The sequence below is a fragment of the Acuticoccus mangrovi genome, from assembly GCF_016411865.1.
Taxonomy (GTDB): Bacteria; Pseudomonadota; Alphaproteobacteria; order Rhizobiales; family Amorphaceae; genus Acuticoccus; species Acuticoccus mangrovi.
On the sequence record NZ_JAEKJA010000003.1, the window covers coordinates 205,803 to 221,792 of the forward strand.

18 protein-coding genes are annotated in these 15,990 nt (G+C 68.6%); 10 read left to right on the forward strand and 8 right to left on the reverse strand.

What is annotated here, in order from left to right; all coding sequences use genetic code 11:
• Both JCR33_RS04910 and JCR33_RS04915 read right to left on the reverse strand, forming a co-directional pair.
• Positions 1–342, reverse strand: coding sequence for an MmcQ/YjbR family DNA-binding protein (locus JCR33_RS04910; RefSeq protein ID WP_198880911.1), 342 nt, complete (start codon positions 340–342; stop codon positions 1–3).
• Between the two features lie 2 nt (positions 343–344).
• A complete protein-coding gene (locus JCR33_RS04915; protein ID WP_198880912.1) occupies positions 345–1,901 on the reverse strand; it encodes an ABC transporter substrate-binding protein in 1,557 nt (518 codons plus the stop codon).
• 125 nt (positions 1,902–2,026) lie between these two features.
• Between JCR33_RS04915 and JCR33_RS04920 the strand changes: the two genes are divergently transcribed.
• The 4 genes from JCR33_RS04920 (at position 2,027) to JCR33_RS04935 (ending at position 6,255) form a co-directional block, all read left to right on the forward strand.
• A complete protein-coding gene (locus tag JCR33_RS04920; protein WP_198880913.1) occupies positions 2,027–3,265 on the forward strand; it encodes a Zn-dependent hydrolase in 1,239 nt (412 codons plus the stop codon).
• Positions 3,266–3,388: 123 nt separating this feature from the next.
• Positions 3,389–4,399, forward strand: a complete 1,011-nt coding sequence (locus JCR33_RS04925; RefSeq protein WP_198880914.1) for a TRAP transporter substrate-binding protein — start codon at positions 3,389–3,391, stop codon at positions 4,397–4,399.
• Between the two features lie 28 nt (positions 4,400–4,427).
• Positions 4,428–4,961: a TRAP transporter small permease gene (locus JCR33_RS04930; RefSeq protein WP_198880915.1), complete on the forward strand. Its 534-nt coding sequence runs from the start codon at positions 4,428–4,430 to the stop codon at positions 4,959–4,961.
• Positions 4,954–6,255 (forward strand): TRAP transporter large permease, encoded by a 1,302-nt coding sequence (locus JCR33_RS04935; protein WP_198880916.1) that lies wholly within the window; start codon positions 4,954–4,956, stop codon positions 6,253–6,255. The genes JCR33_RS04930 and JCR33_RS04935 overlap by 8 nt, the downstream gene beginning before the upstream one ends.
• Before the next feature lie 3 nt (positions 6,256–6,258).
• Here JCR33_RS04935 and JCR33_RS04940 read toward each other — a convergent pair whose 3' ends face one another.
• On the reverse strand, positions 6,259–6,864 hold the full coding sequence (locus JCR33_RS04940) for a TetR/AcrR family transcriptional regulator (RefSeq protein ID WP_198880917.1): 606 nt from the start codon (positions 6,862–6,864) through the stop codon (positions 6,259–6,261).
• 338 nt (positions 6,865–7,202) lie between these two features.
• Between JCR33_RS04940 and JCR33_RS04945 the strand changes: the two genes are divergently transcribed.
• Positions 7,203–7,544 (forward strand): hypothetical protein, encoded by a 342-nt coding sequence (locus JCR33_RS04945; protein ID WP_198880918.1) that lies wholly within the window; start codon positions 7,203–7,205, stop codon positions 7,542–7,544.
• A gap of 158 nt (positions 7,545–7,702) precedes the next feature.
• Positions 7,703–8,002 carry a hypothetical protein gene (locus JCR33_RS04950; protein WP_198880919.1) on the forward strand — a complete coding sequence of 100 codons (300 nt, stop codon included), beginning with the start codon at positions 7,703–7,705 and terminating at the stop codon, positions 8,000–8,002.
• A 12-nt stretch (positions 8,003–8,014) separates the two neighbouring features.
• Here the strand turns inward: JCR33_RS04950 and JCR33_RS04955 are convergent, their stop codons facing one another.
• Positions 8,015–8,668, reverse strand: coding sequence for a GntR family transcriptional regulator (locus JCR33_RS04955; protein ID WP_332461119.1), 654 nt, complete (start codon positions 8,666–8,668; stop codon positions 8,015–8,017).
• Positions 8,669–8,869: 201 nt separating this feature from the next.
• Here JCR33_RS04955 and dctP point away from each other — a divergent pair, with 201 nt between their 5' ends.
• The 4 genes from dctP to JCR33_RS04975 are packed head-to-tail and all read left to right on the forward strand — an operon-like array spanning position 8,870 to position 13,328.
• Positions 8,870–9,856, forward strand: a complete 987-nt coding sequence (gene dctP, locus JCR33_RS04960) for a TRAP transporter substrate-binding protein DctP (RefSeq protein ID WP_198880920.1) — start codon at positions 8,870–8,872, stop codon at positions 9,854–9,856.
• Positions 9,857–9,914: 58 nt separating this feature from the next.
• Positions 9,915–10,457 (forward strand): TRAP transporter small permease, encoded by a 543-nt coding sequence (locus JCR33_RS04965; protein ID WP_198880921.1) that lies wholly within the window; start codon positions 9,915–9,917, stop codon positions 10,455–10,457.
• On the forward strand, positions 10,457–11,776 hold the full coding sequence (locus JCR33_RS04970; protein ID WP_198880922.1) for a TRAP transporter large permease: 1,320 nt from the start codon (positions 10,457–10,459) through the stop codon (positions 11,774–11,776). Before JCR33_RS04965 ends, JCR33_RS04970 begins: the two co-directional genes overlap by 1 nt.
• Before the next feature lie 28 nt (positions 11,777–11,804).
• Positions 11,805–13,328: a malonate--CoA ligase gene (locus JCR33_RS04975; protein ID WP_198880923.1), complete on the forward strand. Its 1,524-nt coding sequence runs from the start codon at positions 11,805–11,807 to the stop codon at positions 13,326–13,328.
• A gap of 6 nt (positions 13,329–13,334) precedes the next feature.
• Here JCR33_RS04975 and JCR33_RS04980 read toward each other — a convergent pair whose 3' ends face one another.
• The 4 genes from JCR33_RS04980 to JCR33_RS04995 all read right to left on the reverse strand — a co-directional run bounded on the left by JCR33_RS04980 (position 13,335) and on the right by JCR33_RS04995 (position 15,662).
• Positions 13,335–13,583 (reverse strand): ribbon-helix-helix domain-containing protein, encoded by a 249-nt coding sequence (locus JCR33_RS04980; RefSeq protein WP_198880924.1) that lies wholly within the window; start codon positions 13,581–13,583, stop codon positions 13,335–13,337.
• Positions 13,543–13,725 (reverse strand): DUF4169 family protein, encoded by a 183-nt coding sequence (locus JCR33_RS04985; protein ID WP_198880925.1) that lies wholly within the window; start codon positions 13,723–13,725, stop codon positions 13,543–13,545. Before JCR33_RS04985 ends, JCR33_RS04980 begins: the two co-directional genes overlap by 41 nt.
• A 15-nt stretch (positions 13,726–13,740) precedes the next feature.
• The gene (gene fumC / locus JCR33_RS04990; RefSeq protein ID WP_198880926.1) at positions 13,741–15,129 is read right to left on the reverse strand and encodes a class II fumarate hydratase; all 1,389 of its coding nucleotides are present in this window, start codon (positions 15,127–15,129) and stop codon (positions 13,741–13,743) included.
• 95 nt (positions 15,130–15,224) lie between these two features.
• Complete coding sequence (locus tag JCR33_RS04995) at positions 15,225–15,662, reverse strand: helix-turn-helix domain-containing protein (protein ID WP_332461120.1); 438 nt, start codon at positions 15,660–15,662, stop codon at positions 15,225–15,227.
• Between the last annotated feature and the right edge of the window lie 328 nt (positions 15,663–15,990).

The following is a 15,990-nucleotide window of genomic DNA, read 5'->3' on the forward strand; positions in this document are numbered from 1 at the left end:
TCAGCCCTCCACCAGCGCGCCGAGGCGCTTGGGCGCGATCAGGCGGTAGCTGCGCCGCACCAGCACGGCGACCTCCTCGAAGTCGCAGTCTGCGTCGAGCATCATGCCGACCCAGCCCTTGGGGCCTACATAGGGCGGACGGAAGAAGCGGTCAGGGTCGGCGCCGGTCAGGATCTCCTGCGAGCCCGGCGGCGCCTTGAGCCACACCGCCGGACGCCCCTCCCGTTCGCGCGGCATCGCGAAGATGCGGTTGCGCACCCGATAGGTGATGCCGCCGAAGGCCGGCACCAGGGTGGCCTCCGGCAGGGCGAGGCAGATGGTCTCGAGCCTCGCCGCGGGCATCGTCAGTTCTTCGCAACCTCCTGCAGCATCAGGAAGAAGGAGGGTTGGAGCTTGAAGTTCTCCACCCGATCGCTGGTCACGGCATTCTGCTTCCAGTTGGCGACGAACACCCAGGGGGCGTCGTCGACCACGATCTCCTGCATCTCCTTGTAGAGCTTGGCCCGCTCGTCCTGATCGGTGCTGCGGCGCGCGGCTTCGAGCAGCTCGTCGACCTGCGGGTTCGAATAGTAGCCGGAGTTGAAGCCGCCTTTATCGGGGAAGGCGGCGGTGCGCAGCGTCAGAAAGGGCAGCGTGTCGGGATCGTTGGTCATCCAGGCCATCTCGGCCATGTCGGCCTTGCCTTCGAGGCCCGGGTTCACCTCGCCGAGGAAGGTGTTCCACTCGTAGGTCTCGATCCTGGTGGGCATGCCGACGGCTTCGAGATCGGCCTGGATGGCGGTTCCCATCGCCACCGGGTCGAGCATGCCCGAGCCGCCCTCCGTCACGTAGAAGGTGAGCGGCGCACCGTCGTAGCCGGCCTCGTCGAGCAGCGCCTTCGCCTTGTCGGGATCGTGGGGATAGGGCTCGAGGCCGTCGTCGTGCGCCCAGGCGAAGGCGGGCGGCGTCGGCCCGGCCGCGATCTCGGCCGTACCCTGGAGGATGTTCTCCACCAGCGCCTGCTTGTCGATGGCGTAGTTCGCGGCCTGCCGCACCCGCTTGTCGGCGAACGGCCCCTCCTTGGCGTTGAGGATCAGGAACCAGAGGTGCGGCCCGGCCTGCTCGTAGACGGTGAAGGCGGGATCGTCGCGGAAGGTGGCGACGGCGTCGGGCGGCGTCTCCACCATCACGTCGATGCCGCCGGAAAGCATTTCGGCGAGGCGGGTGTTGGCGTCGGTGATCGGCCGGAAGACCACCGCCTGGAGCGGCGGAGCCCCGCCCCACCAGTCCGCATTCTTCTCCACCACCACGCGCGAGTTGGGCTGCCACTCGACGAACTTGAAGGCGCCGGTGCCGGACGGATGGCGGCCGAAATCCTTGCCGTACTCCTCCACCGCCGCCGGCGACACGATGAGCCCCGTCGGATAGGCAAGGTTCGACAGGAACGGCGCGTAGGGCTCCTTCAGCGTGAACACCACGGTGTGCGCGTCCTTCGCCTCCACCGTGTCGATCGCCGAGAAGAAGAAGGACAGCGGGAACGGGCCGGTGTCGTGGAAGGGATGGCTCTCGTCGAGCATGCGCTCGAAGTTGAACACCACCGCCTCCGCGTCGAACGGGGTGCCGTCGTGGAAGGTCACCCCGCCGCGCAGGGTGAAGGTGTAGGTCGTGCCGTCGTCCGAGACCTCGTAGCTCTCGGCGAGCGCCGGCTCCACCTCCAGCGTCCCGTCCTTGAAGCGCACGAGACCGTCGTAGAGGTTCACCAGGATGCGGAAGTCGTTGACCGCGGTGACGGCGTGAGGATCGAGCGACTTGGGCTCGGCGATCTGCCCCACCACGAGGACGCCGGGGGGCGTCTGCGCCATCGCGGGGGCGGTCAGGACGATGCCCAACGCGGCGGCGACTGCGGCCAGGAAGCGTTTCATGGCGCTCTCCGTGTCTGCAATTTGAACCGAACCAACCACGTTTCGTTGCAATACATCAACCTTGCGGCCCGCGACGGGGAATGCTGGATGGGGCCGACGATGCCGCGAACCGACGGGACGGAGCCATGACGACCGCCAAGCCGACCCCGGATTCGGCGCGCCTGAGGGCCCTCTTCGACGCCGTCAACGCCTTCGGCCTCGACGCCGAGACCGGCGGCTTCGACCGTCCCGCCTTCAGCCCCGCCGACATGGAGGCCCGCGCCTTCTTCGCCGACGAGATGCGCCGCGACGGGCTCGAGGTGGCGATGGATGGGGCCGGCAACGTCTGCGGCCGCTTCGGTCCGGCGGCGGGGCCGGTGGTGATGATCGGCTCCCACCTCGACACCGTCCCTTCGGGCGGCGCGTTCGACGGGACGGTCGGCTGTGCGGTGGCGCTCGAGTGCGTGCGGGCGCTGCGCGACGCGCAGATCGTGCCGCGCGTCGCCGTGGAGGTGGTGGCGACGGCCGACGAGGAGGGTCGGTTCGGCGGCATGCTCGGCTCGCAGGCGCTGGTGGGCACGGCGTCACCCGCCTGGGTGGAGCGCGCGCGGGACGCCGACGGCGTGCGCCTCGCCGACGCGATGCGCGCGGCGGGCCTCGATCCCGCCGCCATTCCCTCGGCGCGGCGAGCGCCCGGCAGCGTCGCCGCCTTTCTCGAGATGCACATCGAGCAGGGCCCGGTGCTCGAGGCGGAGGGGCTGCCGATCGGGCTCGCCAACGTCGTGTCGGGCGTCTGCGTCCTCGCCGTCACCCTCACCGGCACCGCCAACCACTCCGGCACCACCCCCATGGACCTGCGCCGCGACGCCTTCACCGGCCTCGCCAAGGTGGGAGCCGCCCTCCCCGGCCTCGCCCGGCGCGGCACCCGGGAGACGCGCCTCACCATCGGCCACGTCGAGCTCGTCCCGAACGCACCGCACACGATCGCCGGAGAGGCGCACTTCACCGTCATCATCCGCGACACCGACCGCACCGCCGTCCGCGTGATGAAGGCGGAGGTGGAGGGCCTCGTCGACCGCGTCGCCGAGGAGCACGATCTCGGCGTCCACTTCGACGAGCGGAGCTGGATCGATCCGACGCCGCTCGACGCCAACCTCCTCGCCACGGTGCAGGCCGAGGCCGCCGCGCTCGGCCTGCCGGCGAAGCCGATGGCCTCGGGCGCCGGCCACGATGCGCAGACGATGGCCGCTCTCTGCCCCTCCGCTCTGGTGTTCGTACCGAGCCGGGACGGCATCAGCCACGCCCCGCAGGAGTGGACCGACTGGGCCGACATCGAGCGCGGCGCCCTCCTGATGCTGCGCACCCTCGCGACCCTCGTCGCCTGAGCCCTTCCGCGAAAAAATGCGCTGACCGTCATGCCCGCGACCGCTATCGTCTGCTGAGATGCTCCGGGACAGGGGCCAACGAGACGATCGGGCAAGAACCCGACGCGGATGGGAGGACGTGCGATGACGCGACGTACGAGGATGGCGCTCGCCGCAGCGCTGGGGCTCGCCGGATTGACGGCGCCCGCCGGCGCGGCCGAGATCGAGCTGAAGCTCGCCCACTTCCTGCCGACGGCCAACGGCATGCACCACACCTTCATGGAGCCGTGGGCGCGGGCGCTCGAGGAGTGCTCCGGCGGCAAGGTGGCGGTGGAGATCTTTCCCGGCGGCACGCAGCTCGGCAACGTCGCCAAGCTGCACGACGCGGTCCGGCGCGGCGTGGTCGACATCGCCCACGGCCTCTCCGGCCTGCCGGGCGGCCGCTTCGAGCGCACCCGCATCGCCGAGCTGCCGTTTCTGTTCTCCTCCGCCGGCGAGGCGAGCGAAGCCCTCTGGGCGCTCTATCCGGACTATCTCGCGCCCGACTATGAGGGGCTGAAGGTGCTCGCGATCCACGCCCACAACCCGGGGCAGTTCCACACCACCACCGCCTCGGTGACGCGGCCGGAAGACCTGCGGGGCCTGCGCCTGCGCTTTCCGACGGCGGCCGGCCGGGCGATGATCGAAGCGCTCGGCGGCACCCCGGTGGGCCTGCCCCCCGGCGAGGTCTACGAGAACGCCGAGAAGGGCGTGATCGACGGGGCCGTCTTCACCTGGGAGACGATGGCCTCCTTCAACCTCGCCGAGGTGATGAAGCACCACCTCGACGCCGGCGCCTACGTCACTACATTCTGGTTCGCCATGAACGAGGACACCTACGAAAGCCTGCCCGACGACGTGAAGCAGTGTGTCGACGACCTGTCGGGCGATGCTCTCGCCGCCAAGTTCGGCCCCTGGTGGGACGAGTGGGACGCGATCGGCCTCGAGCGCGTCAAGGCGGAGGGCCACGAGATCGTCGTGCTCGGCGAGGCCGACCGGGCCGCCTGGCGCGACCGGCTGCAACCGATGATCGAAGCCTACCTCGCCGAGCTCGAGGAAAAGGGCATCAACGCGCGCGAGATCTACGCCGCGATGCAGGAAAGGGCGGGCGAATAAGGGCCCGCTTTCGGACACGTTGACCGCCATGTCTCTGATCCGCTCGGTCGTCGACCGGCTGTTCCTCGTCGCGGCGACGCTCGCTTTCCTGGCGATCGTCGCCGCGATGGGGCTGACGGTGGCCGACATCGTGCTGCGCCTCGCGGCGCGGATCACCGCGCTCGCCGGCGGGCGCCCCGGCTGGGCGGTGCCCGGTCTCGTCGACCTCACGCAGCTTGCGGTGATGACGGCGGCATCGCTCGCGATCGCCGTCGCCTTCCACCGCGGCACCCACGTGGCGGTGGATCTCCTCACGAGCGGGCTGCCGACGGGGACGCGGCGGCTTCTCGCCGTGGTGGCGGCCCTCGGCGGGGCGGCGCTCGCCGCCCTCTGCCTCTATACCGGTGTCGGCGAGATGCGGGCGCAGCTTCAATACACCACCCTCTCGGCCACCCTCGGCATCTCCTACGTGTGGTACTGGGTGCCGCTGATCGCGGGGCTCGCCCTCTCGGTGATCGCCGCCCTCCTCGCCGCGGTGGAGCTGTGGCTCGGGACGCGCCCCATGCAGCTCGGCGATGTCTGATCCGCTCGTCGGCCTGCTGGGCTTCGTCGTCGCCCTCGCGCTCATCCTCGTCGGCATGCCGGTCGCGGTGGCGCTCGGGCTCGTCGGCGCGGTGGGGTTCGCCATCCTCAACGGCGTGTCGGGGGCGGCCTTCGTCCTCGCCTCCGCCCCGTTCGAGGCGATGTTTCCCTACACCCTCTCCGTCATCCCGCTGTTTCTGCTGATGGGCGTGTTCGCCGCCCGCTGCGGCCTCTCGCGCGATCTCTACTCCGCCGCCGACGCGCTGGTGGGGCGGCTGCGGGGTGGCTTGGCGCTCGCCACCATCGTGGCGTCGGCCGCCTTCGGGGCGATCTGCGGCTCCTCGCTCGCGACGGTCGCCACCATCGGTCGCGTCGCGGTGCCGGAGATGCGGGCCGCGGGCTACGACGACCGCCTCTCCGCCGCGAGCATCGCCGCCGGCGGGACGCTCGGCGTCCTCATCCCGCCGTCGATCCTTCTCGTGATCTACGGGATCCTCACCGAGCAATCGATCGGCGCGCTGTTTTCCGCGGCGATCATCCCGGGGCTCCTCGCGACCCTCCTCTACGGTCTGTCGGTCGCCATTCAGGTGCGGCTGATGCCCGAGCTCGCCGGACCGCCCCGCGCACTCGGCCGCCGCGAGCGTCGCGCCGACGTGCTCGCCGCCTGGCCCGCGGCGCTGATCTTCGCGGTGGCGATCGGCGGCATCCAGTTCGGCCTGTTCTCGCCCACCGAGGCGGCGGCCGTCGGGGCGGCGGGGGCGCTGCTCGTCGCCCTCGCCCGCCGCGCGCTCACCCGCCCGATCCTCGGCGCCGCGGTGATGGAGGTGGTCTCCACCACCGGCATGGTGTTCTTCATCATCGTCGGCGCCACACTGTTCAACTTCTTCGTCGAGACGGCGGGACTGCCGCAATATCTCGTCGGCGCCATCGCCGAGAGCGGCTTCTCGGCGGGGACGGTGCTCCTCCTCGTCATCGTCTTCTATCTGGTGCTCGGCTGTTTCATGGACTCCATGGCCATGATCTTCCTCACCGTGCCGTTCATCTTTCCGGTCGTGACGGCGATGGGCTACGACCCGATCTGGTTCGGCATCCTGGTGGTGACGGTGGCCGAGATCGGTCTCATCACCCCGCCGATCGGCATGAACCTCTTCGTGCTGCAGGGGGTCGCGCCGGACCTCGCCTCGCGCACGGTGATGCGCGGCGTGGTCCCCTTCCTCATCGCCGACGCGGTGCGCCTCGCCCTCCTCGTGGCGGTGCCGTCGCTCGCGCTCTGGCTCCCCTCGACGATGCGATGAGGCTCAGTTCGACAGCGCCGGCGTGGGCTGCGGTGCGAGCGAGAGGACGAGATCCGTCATCGTCTCGATGATGGCCTCCATCTTCTCCATGTTGACGCCCATGTAGGAGCGGACGGCAAAACCGTCGAAACCCATCAGGATGATGTGGGCGACATTGCGGCAGGCGTCCCGATCCACCCCCCGGCGATCGAGCGCCGTCTCGATGGTGGCGGCGAGGCGGTCCTCGCACCAGTCGAGCAGGTGCGTACTATCGAGCTCGCCGCGTGGGGTGGTCGACACCGCCTGCATCAAGTTGCTGGCGAAGAAGGAGTAGTCCTCGGGAATGTCGAGCCAGATGACCTCGACGATGCGACGGACGCGCATCCGCCGGTCCGCGAGGGTCTGGACCTCGGCATCGAGCCCGTCGAGCCGCTCCTTCATCCACGGCTCGTAGAGGGCGTAGAACAGCGCAAGCTTCGATTTGAAGTAGACGTAGATGCCGGACGGCGCCACGCCGGCCATCCGGCCGATCTCCGACACCGAGGTCCCGACATACCCCTTTGTCAGAAACAGATTGTACGCTGCCTCGAGGATCGATTCGCGCACCTCCGCCTTCTTCACCTGGACCATTACGCAATCCTGACTGGCGTCGATAAAGACGATGTGCCGATCATCCGCCACCTGCACAGAATCGCTGGTCCGAGACCCACACGATAACATTCGGAGGGGGTCACCTGTCCTATTGTCAAGTTAAAATGGAGCAATACGGCCTTAAACATGAACGAAATAAGGCAAAAATGCGTCAAGACGCCCCAATCTCGATGAAAGCGAGGGTTGGCCCCGCTTGTTTGCCGCCTGAAGGAGAAGTGGTCAGCCTGTGACGACGGTCACGTGTGGCGCGGCGCCGCACCGCCATCTTCCTCGTGTCGCCGGACGAACCGGCAACGGAAACCCCGAGGAAGACGACAATGACCATCAAGACCCGCATCATCGCTTTCGGCACCGCCACCATCATCGGCCTCGGTGCCCTCACCGCCGCCGGCACCGCCGGGGCCGCTCCCCTCGCCGCCAGCGCGGCCGCGCAGACGGTCGACACCAACATCGTTAAGGTCGGCGGCCATCGCCATCACGGTCATCACGGTCACCACGGCCGCCACGGTCATGGCTACGGCCATCGCTACCGGCCCGGCTACGTGTACTATCCGGGAGCCTATCGGCCGATCTACCGGGACTGCTTCTTCAAGAGCGTCCGCGTATGGGACCCCTACTACGGCGGCTACTATGTGGAGCGCCGCAAGGTCTGCCGCTGAGCCCCCGCCGTCGACAAACGGGCCGCCCCCTTCCGGGCGGCCTTTTTTTCGTGCGCGCCCGCGCGCCGGCCGAAGCGCCACGCCATGACCTCCGTCACACCGTCCCGGCCCGTCCCACCTTAGCTCAGGGGTCCGCACCCTCTCTCGTGGAGACGATCATGACCCGCCTCGTTGCCTTCGCCCTCACCACGGGCATCGCCGTCGGCCTTCTCGCGATCGCCGGCTCACCCGCCGGCGCCGCCCTCCTCGGTGGCGGCTCCAAGACCCTCGCCCGACCCGGGCTCCTCGTCGTGCAGAACCCGCGCCACAGTGGCTATCCCGGGCCGAACATCGATCCCGACCCGGGCCCCTTCACCCCCTCGCGCCATTGCAGGAGCGAAGTGGTGGAGGTCGTCGACCCCGACACCGGCGAGATCGTCCTCGAGACGATCCGCGTGTGCCCACGCCCCCGGCTCTAGGCCGCGGGCGCGTCAGGGCGCCGCCTCCGCCTCCATCGATACGATGAGGTCGGTGAAGCGCGCGCCCTGCACCACCACATGGTCGCGCATCGCGGCGGCGGCCGCCTCCGCGTCGCCCGCCGCGAGCGCATCCACCACGCGCGCGTGCTCCGCCCACGAGGCGTCCATCCGCCCGCGCACGCGCAACTGCAGCCGCCTGTAGGGCTTCAGCCGCTTCTGCAGAGCCGTCGCCTGCTCGATCAGAAAGCCGTGGTGCGAGGCGGTTCGGATCCGCTCGTGGAACACCTCGTTCTCGTAATAGTAGGCGTCGAGGCTCGTCCTTGTCGCCGCGCCGCAGGCGGCGTGCGCCTCGCGAATGGCGGCGATCTCCTCGGCGCTGGCGCGGCGGGCGGCGAGGCTCGCGCACATCGCCTCGAGCTCGGCCATGACGTCGAACATCTCGACGAGGCGGCGCGGACCGATGGCGGCCACCGACGCGCCGCGGCGCGGTCCGATCTCGATGAGCCCGGCCCCGGCGAGCTGCAGCAACGCCTCGCGGATCGGAGTGCGCGACACGCCGAAGCGGGCGGCGAGCGCCGGCTCCTCCAGCCGATCCCCCGGCCGGAGCGCTCCCATCACGATTTCCTCCTCCAGCGCATCGCGCAGGGCGTCGGCCCGATTCGCCACGCCTCTTCTCCTTCTGCGGCGCCCACGATAGTCCCCGCCCACCGATCCGCGCAACGCGGCGTATGCATTCGGCACCTTCGTGTATACACCGATTGACCTCTCGCCTCGGCGCTGTCAGCATGCCGCGAAAGACGATGCGACGGGCTTCCGCCCGGACGCCGACAAGCCTCCATGACAAGGAGGCGACAGGGAGGAAACGCCATGAAGACGACGACGCTCGCCATTGCGGCGACGTGCGGGGTGGTACTCGCGGCAACCGCCGCCGGTGCCACGGACCTGAAGCTCAGCCATCAGTGGTCGACGAGCGACATCCGCCACAAGGTCGCTCAGATGGTCGCCGACGAGGTGGCCGCCGCCGACGTCGATCTCGACATCACCATCTACCCGTCGAGCTCGCTCTTCAAAGCGCGCGAGCAATATAGCCCGCTGTCCCGCGGCCGGCTCGACATGACGGTGCTGCCGCTCTCCTACGCCGGCGGCCAGCAGCCCGCCTACAACCTCACCCTCATGCCCGGCCTCGTGAAGAACCACGACCACGGCGCCCGCCTCTCCCACTCTCCGTTCATGGAAAAGCTCGAGGAGATCATGGCCGGGGACGACGTGATGGTGCTCGTGCACGGCTATCTCGCCGGAGGCTTCGCCGGCAAGGACAAGTGCATCGTGAAGCCGGAGGACGTCGCCGGGCTGCAGACCCGCGCGGCCGGCAAGTCGTTCGAGCAGATGCTCGTCGGCGCCGGCGCCTCGATCGCCTCGATGCCCTCCTCGGAGGTCTATTCGGCGATGCAGACCGGCATTCTCGACGCGGTGAACACCTCCTCGTCGAGCTTCGTGTCCTACCGCCTCTACGAGCAGCTCGGCTGCTACACGCCGCCGGGCGACGTCGCGCTGTGGTTCATGTACCAGCCCCTCCTGATGAACAAGAGCACCTTCGAGGGCCTCACCGAGGAGCAGCAGGCCGCGCTTCTCGAAGCGGCGAAGAAGGCCGAGGCCTTCTATCTGGAAGGCGCCAAGGAGGCCGACACCGCCGCCACCAAGGTGTTCGAGGACAACGGCGTCGAGATCGCCACCATGAGCGACGCCGACTTCGACGCCTGGCGCGGCATCGCCAAGGAGACCTCCTACAAGGCGTTCGTCGAGGAGACGCCGAACGGTCAGGAGCTCCTCGACATGGCGCTCGAGGTTCAGTGATGTCCCGGGCGGCGGGCGCTGCGGCGCCCCGCCCCCTTTTCGCGAGAGTGGACGCTAGATGAGCCCATCCGACGCCCCGCCGCGCAACCTCTTCCTGCGCGTCATCGCCGCCGTCTCGTTCGTCTGCGGCATCGTCGCCGCGCTGATGATCCTGACCGCCGTCGCCATCACCTGCCAGCTCATCTTCGTGCGCTTCGTCCTCAACGACAGCACCATCTGGCAGACCGAGGTGGTCACCTATCTGATGATCAGCGCCACCATGCTGGGCCTACCCTATGTGCAGCACCTGCGCGGGCACGTGAACGTGGACCTCCTGCCGATGATGCTGCCGCCGACGGCCCGCCGCGTCCTCGGCGCGATCACCCTTCTCGCCACCGCCGCCGTCGCCGCCATCATGACCTGGTACGGCTACGAGCTCTTCCACTTCGCCTTCGAGCGCAACTGGAAGTCGGACACCGTGTGGGGCGCGCCGCTGTGGGTGCCCTACGCGGCGATCCCGATCGGCTTCGGCCTCTATCTGGTGCAGCTCGCCGCCGATCTCGTCTACCTGCCCGAGGAAGTGCCCGCCGCCCACACCTCCGACCCCGGATATGCCGACTGATGGGACCCCTCACCCTCGGCGCGCTCGTTGCCGTCGCCACCGTCATCGTTCTCTTCTCCGGCGTCTCGGTCGCCGCGGGCCTGTTGATCGTCTCCGCCGGCTTCCTGCTCGTCTTCGACGGGTTCGGCGCGCTGGAGCTCCTGCCGGAGATCTTCTTCGGCAAGCTCGACAATTTCGCCCTGCTGTCGATCCCGATGTTCATCATCATGGGCGCCGCGATCTCCTCCACCCGCGCCGGCGCCGACCTCTACGAGGCGTTGGAGCGCTGGCTCACCCGCGTGCCGGGCGGGCTCGTGGTGTCGAACCTCGGCGCCTGCGCCCTCTTCGCCGCGATGTCAGGCTCCTCGCCGGCGACCTGCGCCGCCATCGGCAAGATGGGCATCCCCGAGATGCGCAAGCGCGGCTATCCCGAAACCGTCGCGGCCGGCTCCATCGCCGCCGGCGGCACGCTCGGGATCCTCATCCCGCCGTCCGTCACCATGATCGTGTACGGCATCTCCACCGAGACCTCGATCGGCCGCCTGTTCATGGCCGGCGTCGTTCCGGGCGTCCTGCTCGTCGCCCTCTTCATGGCCTGGGCGATCTTCGACACCTGGCGCCAGGGGGGTGGCCAGACGGCGCTCGCTCGCATCAACTATTCGTGGCGCGAGAAGGTGGAGGTGCTGCCCCGCGTCATCCCCTTCCTGCTCATCATTCTCGGCGTGCTCTACGCCCTTTATGGCGGCGTCGCGACGCCGTCGGAGACCGCCGCGGTGGGCGCCCTCCTCTGCGTCATCGTGGCGGTGGTGGTCTACCGCCTCTTCAGCTTCGGCGCGATGTGGACGATCCTGCGCGACTCCACCCGCGAGAGCGTGATGATCCTCTTCATCATCGGCGCGGCGGGGGTGTTCTCCTTCATGCTGTCGAACCTCTTCGTCACCCAGGCGATCGCGGCGTGGATCGGCGGCCTCGAGGTCAACCGCTGGGTGCTGATGGGGGCGATCAACGTCTTCCTGCTCGTCGCCGGCTTCTTCCTGCCGCCCGTCGCCGTGATCCTGATGGCCGCGCCGATCCTGTTGCCGATCGTGACGGCGGCCGGCTTCGACCCCTACTGGTTCGCGGTGATCCTCACCATCAACATGGAAATCGGCCTCATCACGCCGCCGGTGGGACTGAACCTCTACGTCATCAACTCCATCGCACCGGACGTGAAGCTGAAGACGATCCTCGTCGGGTCGCTACCCTTCGTCATGTGTATGGTGGCGGCAATCGTCATCCTTTCGGTGTTCCCCGGCCTCGTCACGGGCCTGCCGGACGCCGTGATGGGGCCCGCCCGATGAGCCCCGCCCGACCCACGCAAGGCTTGCCATGACCGTCAACGACATCGCCCACCGCCTGTCCGTCGCCTCGGAAGGACGCGGAGAGGCTCCCTTCGTCCAACTGCCCGACGGCACCGTCGTCACCTACGCCGAGCTCTGGGCGCGGGTGAACCAGAACGCCGCCGCCCTCATCGCCGCGGGCGTCACGCCCGGCGACCGGGTGGCCGTGCAGGTGGAGAAGTCGATCGACGCGCTGGCCCTCATTCTCGGCACCATGTGGGCGGGTGGCGTGATCCTGCCGCTCAACACCGCCTACACGCCGAACGAGATCGCCTATTTCCTGAACGACGCGGAGCCGACCGTGTTCGTCTGCGATCCGGCGCGTGCCGAGGCGCTCGCCCCGGTGGCGGCGGCCGCCGGCGCGCAGCTCGAGACGCTCGGCGCCGACGGCGGCGGCAGCTGGGCGGAGAAGTCGGCCGCCGCGCCGAGCGAACCGGTGCTCGTCCCGCGCGGGCCGCACGACCTTGCCGGCATCCTCTACACCTCCGGCACCACGGGCCGCTCCAAAGGGGCGATGCTCACCCACGACGCGCTCGCCTCCAACGCCGAGACGCTGAAGGACTATTGGCGCTTCACGCGGGACGACGTCCTCATCCACGCGCTGCCGATCTTCCACACCCACGGCCTGTTCGTGGCGACCAACGTCACCCTGGTGGCGGGCGGCTCGATGATCTTCATGCCGCGCTTCGATCCCGACGCGATCCTCGCCGCGATGCCGCGCGCCACCGCGATGATGGGCGTGCCGACCTTCTACACCCGCCTCCTCGACCACCCGGGCCTCACCAAGGCGGCGGTCGCCAACATGCGTCTCTTCATCTCCGGCTCGGCCCCGCTCCTCGCCGAGACCCACGACCGGTGGCGCGAGACGACCGGCCACGCGATCCTGGAGCGCTACGGCATGACCGAGACCAACATGAACACCTCCAACCCCTACGACGGCGATCGTCGCGCCGGCACGGTGGGGATGCCGCTGCCGGGGGTGGAGGTGATCGTCACCGACCCGGCCACCGGCAAGGCGCTTCCCACCGGCGAGATCGGCGCCATCGAAGTGCGCGGCCCCAACGTGTTTCAGGGCTACTGGCGGATGCCGGAGAAGACGGCGGAGGAGAAGCGCGAGAACGGCTTCTTCATCACCGGTGACCTCGGCGTCTACGATGCCGACGGCTACCTCACCCTCGTCGGCCGTTCCAAGGACCTCGTGATCACCGGCGGCTTCAACGTCTACCCCAAGGAGGTGGAGGAGCTGATCGACGACATGCCCGGCGTGCGCGAGAGCGCCGTGATCGGCCTGCCCCACCCCGATTTCGGCGAAGGGGTGACGGCGGTGGTGGTGCCCGACGGCACGGCGGAGATCACCGAGGAGGCGATCCTCGGCGCCCTCACCGACACGCTCGCCCGCTTCAAGCAGCCCAAGCGCGTGTTCTTCGTGGAGGAGTTGCCCCGCAACACCATGGGCAAGGTGCAGAAGGCGACGCTGCGCAACGCCTACGCCGACACCTACAAGAAGGCCTGACCCCGCTCAGCGGGCGGGGGGCGTGCGAAAGGCGTAGTCGAGCACGGCGACGCGGATCGCGGAGGCGAGGGTTCCCGCCTCGCGTCCGCGGTCGATGGCGGCGATCAGCCCGGCGAGCGACAGCCCCTCCTCTTCCGCCCAGGCGCTCAGCGCCGCCCAGAAGGCGGGTTCGAGCGCCACGCTGGTGGCATGTCCGTGGAGGACGACGGAGCGCTTAGTCAGGCCGGTCGAGCCGGTGGCCTTCGTGCTGGGCATCACGCTTCTCTGCGGTAGAGCGATCGTCGACCTTCTGCGCCGCGGTTCGGCCGTGGCGAATGCGGCTTTCCGCCGCTTCCGCTTTGGCCGCTTCGCGGGCACGGCGTTTGCGCGCCCGCTTCAGGTTGACGATGTCGCCCACGTCGGCGAGCGAGCCTCAGGCCGGGCCGATCATCTTCTCCGGCCGCACCACGCGGTCGAAGGTCTCCTCGCTCACGTAGCCGCCGCCGACGGCCTCCTCGCGCAGCGTCGTCCCCTTCTTGTGGGCGGTCTTGGCGATCTTGGTGGCGTTGTCGTAGCCGATTTCGGGCGCAAGCGCCGTCACGAGCATCAAGGAGCGCTCCATCAGGTCCTTGATACGCTCGCGGTTCGCCTCGATGCCCTTCACGCAGTTGTCGGCGAAGCTCACCGATCCGTCGGCGAGGAGACGGACGGACTGGAGGAAGGCGTCGGCCATCACGGGCTTATAGACGTTGAGCTCGAAGTGGCCCTGGCTGCCGGCGACGGTCACCGTCGTCTGGTTGCCGAAGACGCGGCAGGCGACCATCGTCAGCGCCTCGCACTGGGTGGGGTTCACCTTGCCGGGCATGATCGAGGAGCCCGGCTCGTTCTCCGGCAGCGCCAGCTCGGCGAGGCCGGAGCGGGGGCCGGAGCCGAGGAAGCGGATATCGTTGGCGATCTTGAAGAGCGCCGTCGCCGCCGTGTTGAGGGCACCGTGGGCGGCGACATAGGCGTCGTGCGCGGCGAGCACGGCGAACTTGTTCTTCGCCGAGGTGAAGGGCAGCCCGGTGATCTCGGCGATGTGGCGCGCCACGGCCTCGGCGAAGCCGGGCTTGGCGTTGAGGCCGGTGCCGACGGCGGTGCCGCCCTGCGCCAGCGGATAGAGGCCGCCGAGCGAGGCCTTCACCTGCTCGATGGCGAAGTCGAGCTGGGCGACATAGCCGGAGAATTCCTGCTCCAGCGTGAGGGGCGTCGCGTCCTGGGTGTGGGTGCGGCCGATCTTGATGATGCCGGCGAAGCTCTTGCCCTTCGCGTCGAGCGTCTCGCGCAGGTGCGCCATCGCCGGCAGCAGGCGGTTCGCGATCTCCTCCACCGCGGCGACGTGCATCGCGGTCGGGAAGGTGTCGTTGGACGACTGCGAGCGGTTGACGTGGTCGTTGGGGTGGATCGGATCCTTGGAGCCGATGGTGCCGCCGAGCCGCTCGATGGCGAGGTTGGAGATCACCTCGTTGGCGTTCATGTTCGACTGAGTGCCGGAGCCGGTCTGGTAGATCACCAGCGGGAAGTCGACGTCGCGCTTGCCCTCAATCACCTCGTCGGCGGCGCTGGCGATCGCCTCGGCGAGCTTCGGATCGAGATTGCCGAGTTCCTCGTTGGCCAGCGCGGCGGCCTTCTTGATCACGCCGAGCGCCCGGATGATCGGCGGCGGCATCGTGTCGGTGCCGATCTTGAAGTTGATGAGGCTCCGCGCGGTCTGGGCGCCGTAATATCGCTCGGTCGGGACTTCGAGCGGGCCAAAGGAATCGGTTTCAGTTCTCGTGCTCATCCGGGGGCCTCTTCAATGTTGGCTCCAGATAGCAGCATTGGCGGCGTCGTCCAACGCCGTTCCGCCCCTCACCCCTGCGCGAGGCTGGGGTGAGGTCAGTAGCGCTCGTCGTTCGTGTGGCCGGCCGTGTCGGCGATCGCCTCGATGATGCCGACGGCCTTCTGCTTCAGGTGCGGGTCGCCGATGCTGGCGAAGGCGCGCACGAGGCGGACCGTGGCGGGATCGCTGAGCGCGTCCGCCAAAGGCGAGGTCTCGCTGGTGCGCGGCAGAGCGCTTTCGGACGCACCTTCGAAGAAATAGGTGATGGGCGCCTGCAGCACGAGGGCGATCTGATGCAGCCGGCTCGCGCCGATGCGGTTCGTGCCTCGTTCGTACTTTTGAACCTGCTGGAAGGTGATGCCGAGCTGGTCGGCGAGCTTCTCCTGGCTCAACCCCAGCTCGAGGCGGCGAAGGCGCACCCGAGAGCCGACGTGGCTGTCCACCGAGTTGGCCGAGCGCTGATTGGGGAGATTCTCGGACCGCGGCTCGTGCACAGGGTTACGATCTGTCGACGCAGTCGTCATCGTCTGGCCCCCCCAAGGGTTGTCAAGCGCACAGATTCCGCTGGCGGGAGCGTCTGCTTGATGCCCGACCCAACATTGGTCCGGAGACCATGTTTTTGGCGTTTGTGCCTCACGGAACGAAGCGGGGCGGCGCGTGAGTACACGCTACCTCGTTTCAGATAAGCACGAATTAACTGACGCGCGTTCGCAGGACAACCCATAACGGCTTCTTATCCGATGAAAAAACATTACAAATCCGTCTACTTCTCGGTGCACTGGATTGACGTGAGAACTCCGCGACGACCGACGAAGCGAAGTT

Excerpts from the sequence above, each read along its gene's own strand:
- JCR33_RS04910 (WP_198880911.1), bottom strand. The coding sequence starts at position 342 with ATGCCCGCGGCGAGGCTCGAGACCATCTGCCTCGCCCTGCCGGAGGCC.
- JCR33_RS04915 (WP_198880912.1), bottom strand. The coding sequence starts at position 1,901 with ATGAAACGCTTCCTGGCCGCAGTCGCCGCCGCGTTGGGCATCGTCCTG.
- JCR33_RS04920 (WP_198880913.1), top strand. The coding sequence starts at position 2,027 with ATGACGACCGCCAAGCCGACCCCGGATTCGGCGCGCCTGAGGGCCCTC.
- JCR33_RS04925 (WP_198880914.1), top strand. The coding sequence starts at position 3,389 with ATGACGCGACGTACGAGGATGGCGCTCGCCGCAGCGCTGGGGCTCGCC.
- JCR33_RS04930 (WP_198880915.1), top strand. The coding sequence starts at position 4,428 with ATGTCTCTGATCCGCTCGGTCGTCGACCGGCTGTTCCTCGTCGCGGCG.
- JCR33_RS04935 (WP_198880916.1), top strand. The coding sequence starts at position 4,954 with ATGTCTGATCCGCTCGTCGGCCTGCTGGGCTTCGTCGTCGCCCTCGCG.
- JCR33_RS04940 (WP_198880917.1), bottom strand. The coding sequence starts at position 6,864 with ATGGTCCAGGTGAAGAAGGCGGAGGTGCGCGAATCGATCCTCGAGGCA.
- JCR33_RS04945 (WP_198880918.1), top strand. The coding sequence starts at position 7,203 with ATGACCATCAAGACCCGCATCATCGCTTTCGGCACCGCCACCATCATC.
- JCR33_RS04950 (WP_198880919.1), top strand. The coding sequence starts at position 7,703 with ATGACCCGCCTCGTTGCCTTCGCCCTCACCACGGGCATCGCCGTCGGC.
- dctP (WP_198880920.1), top strand. The coding sequence starts at position 8,870 with ATGAAGACGACGACGCTCGCCATTGCGGCGACGTGCGGGGTGGTACTC.
- JCR33_RS04965 (WP_198880921.1), top strand. The coding sequence starts at position 9,915 with ATGAGCCCATCCGACGCCCCGCCGCGCAACCTCTTCCTGCGCGTCATC.
- JCR33_RS04970 (WP_198880922.1), top strand. The coding sequence starts at position 10,457 with ATGGGACCCCTCACCCTCGGCGCGCTCGTTGCCGTCGCCACCGTCATC.
- JCR33_RS04975 (WP_198880923.1), top strand. The coding sequence starts at position 11,805 with ATGACCGTCAACGACATCGCCCACCGCCTGTCCGTCGCCTCGGAAGGA.
- JCR33_RS04980 (WP_198880924.1), bottom strand. The coding sequence starts at position 13,583 with ATGCCCAGCACGAAGGCCACCGGCTCGACCGGCCTGACTAAGCGCTCC.
- fumC (WP_198880926.1), bottom strand. The coding sequence starts at position 15,129 with ATGAGCACGAGAACTGAAACCGATTCCTTTGGCCCGCTCGAAGTCCCG.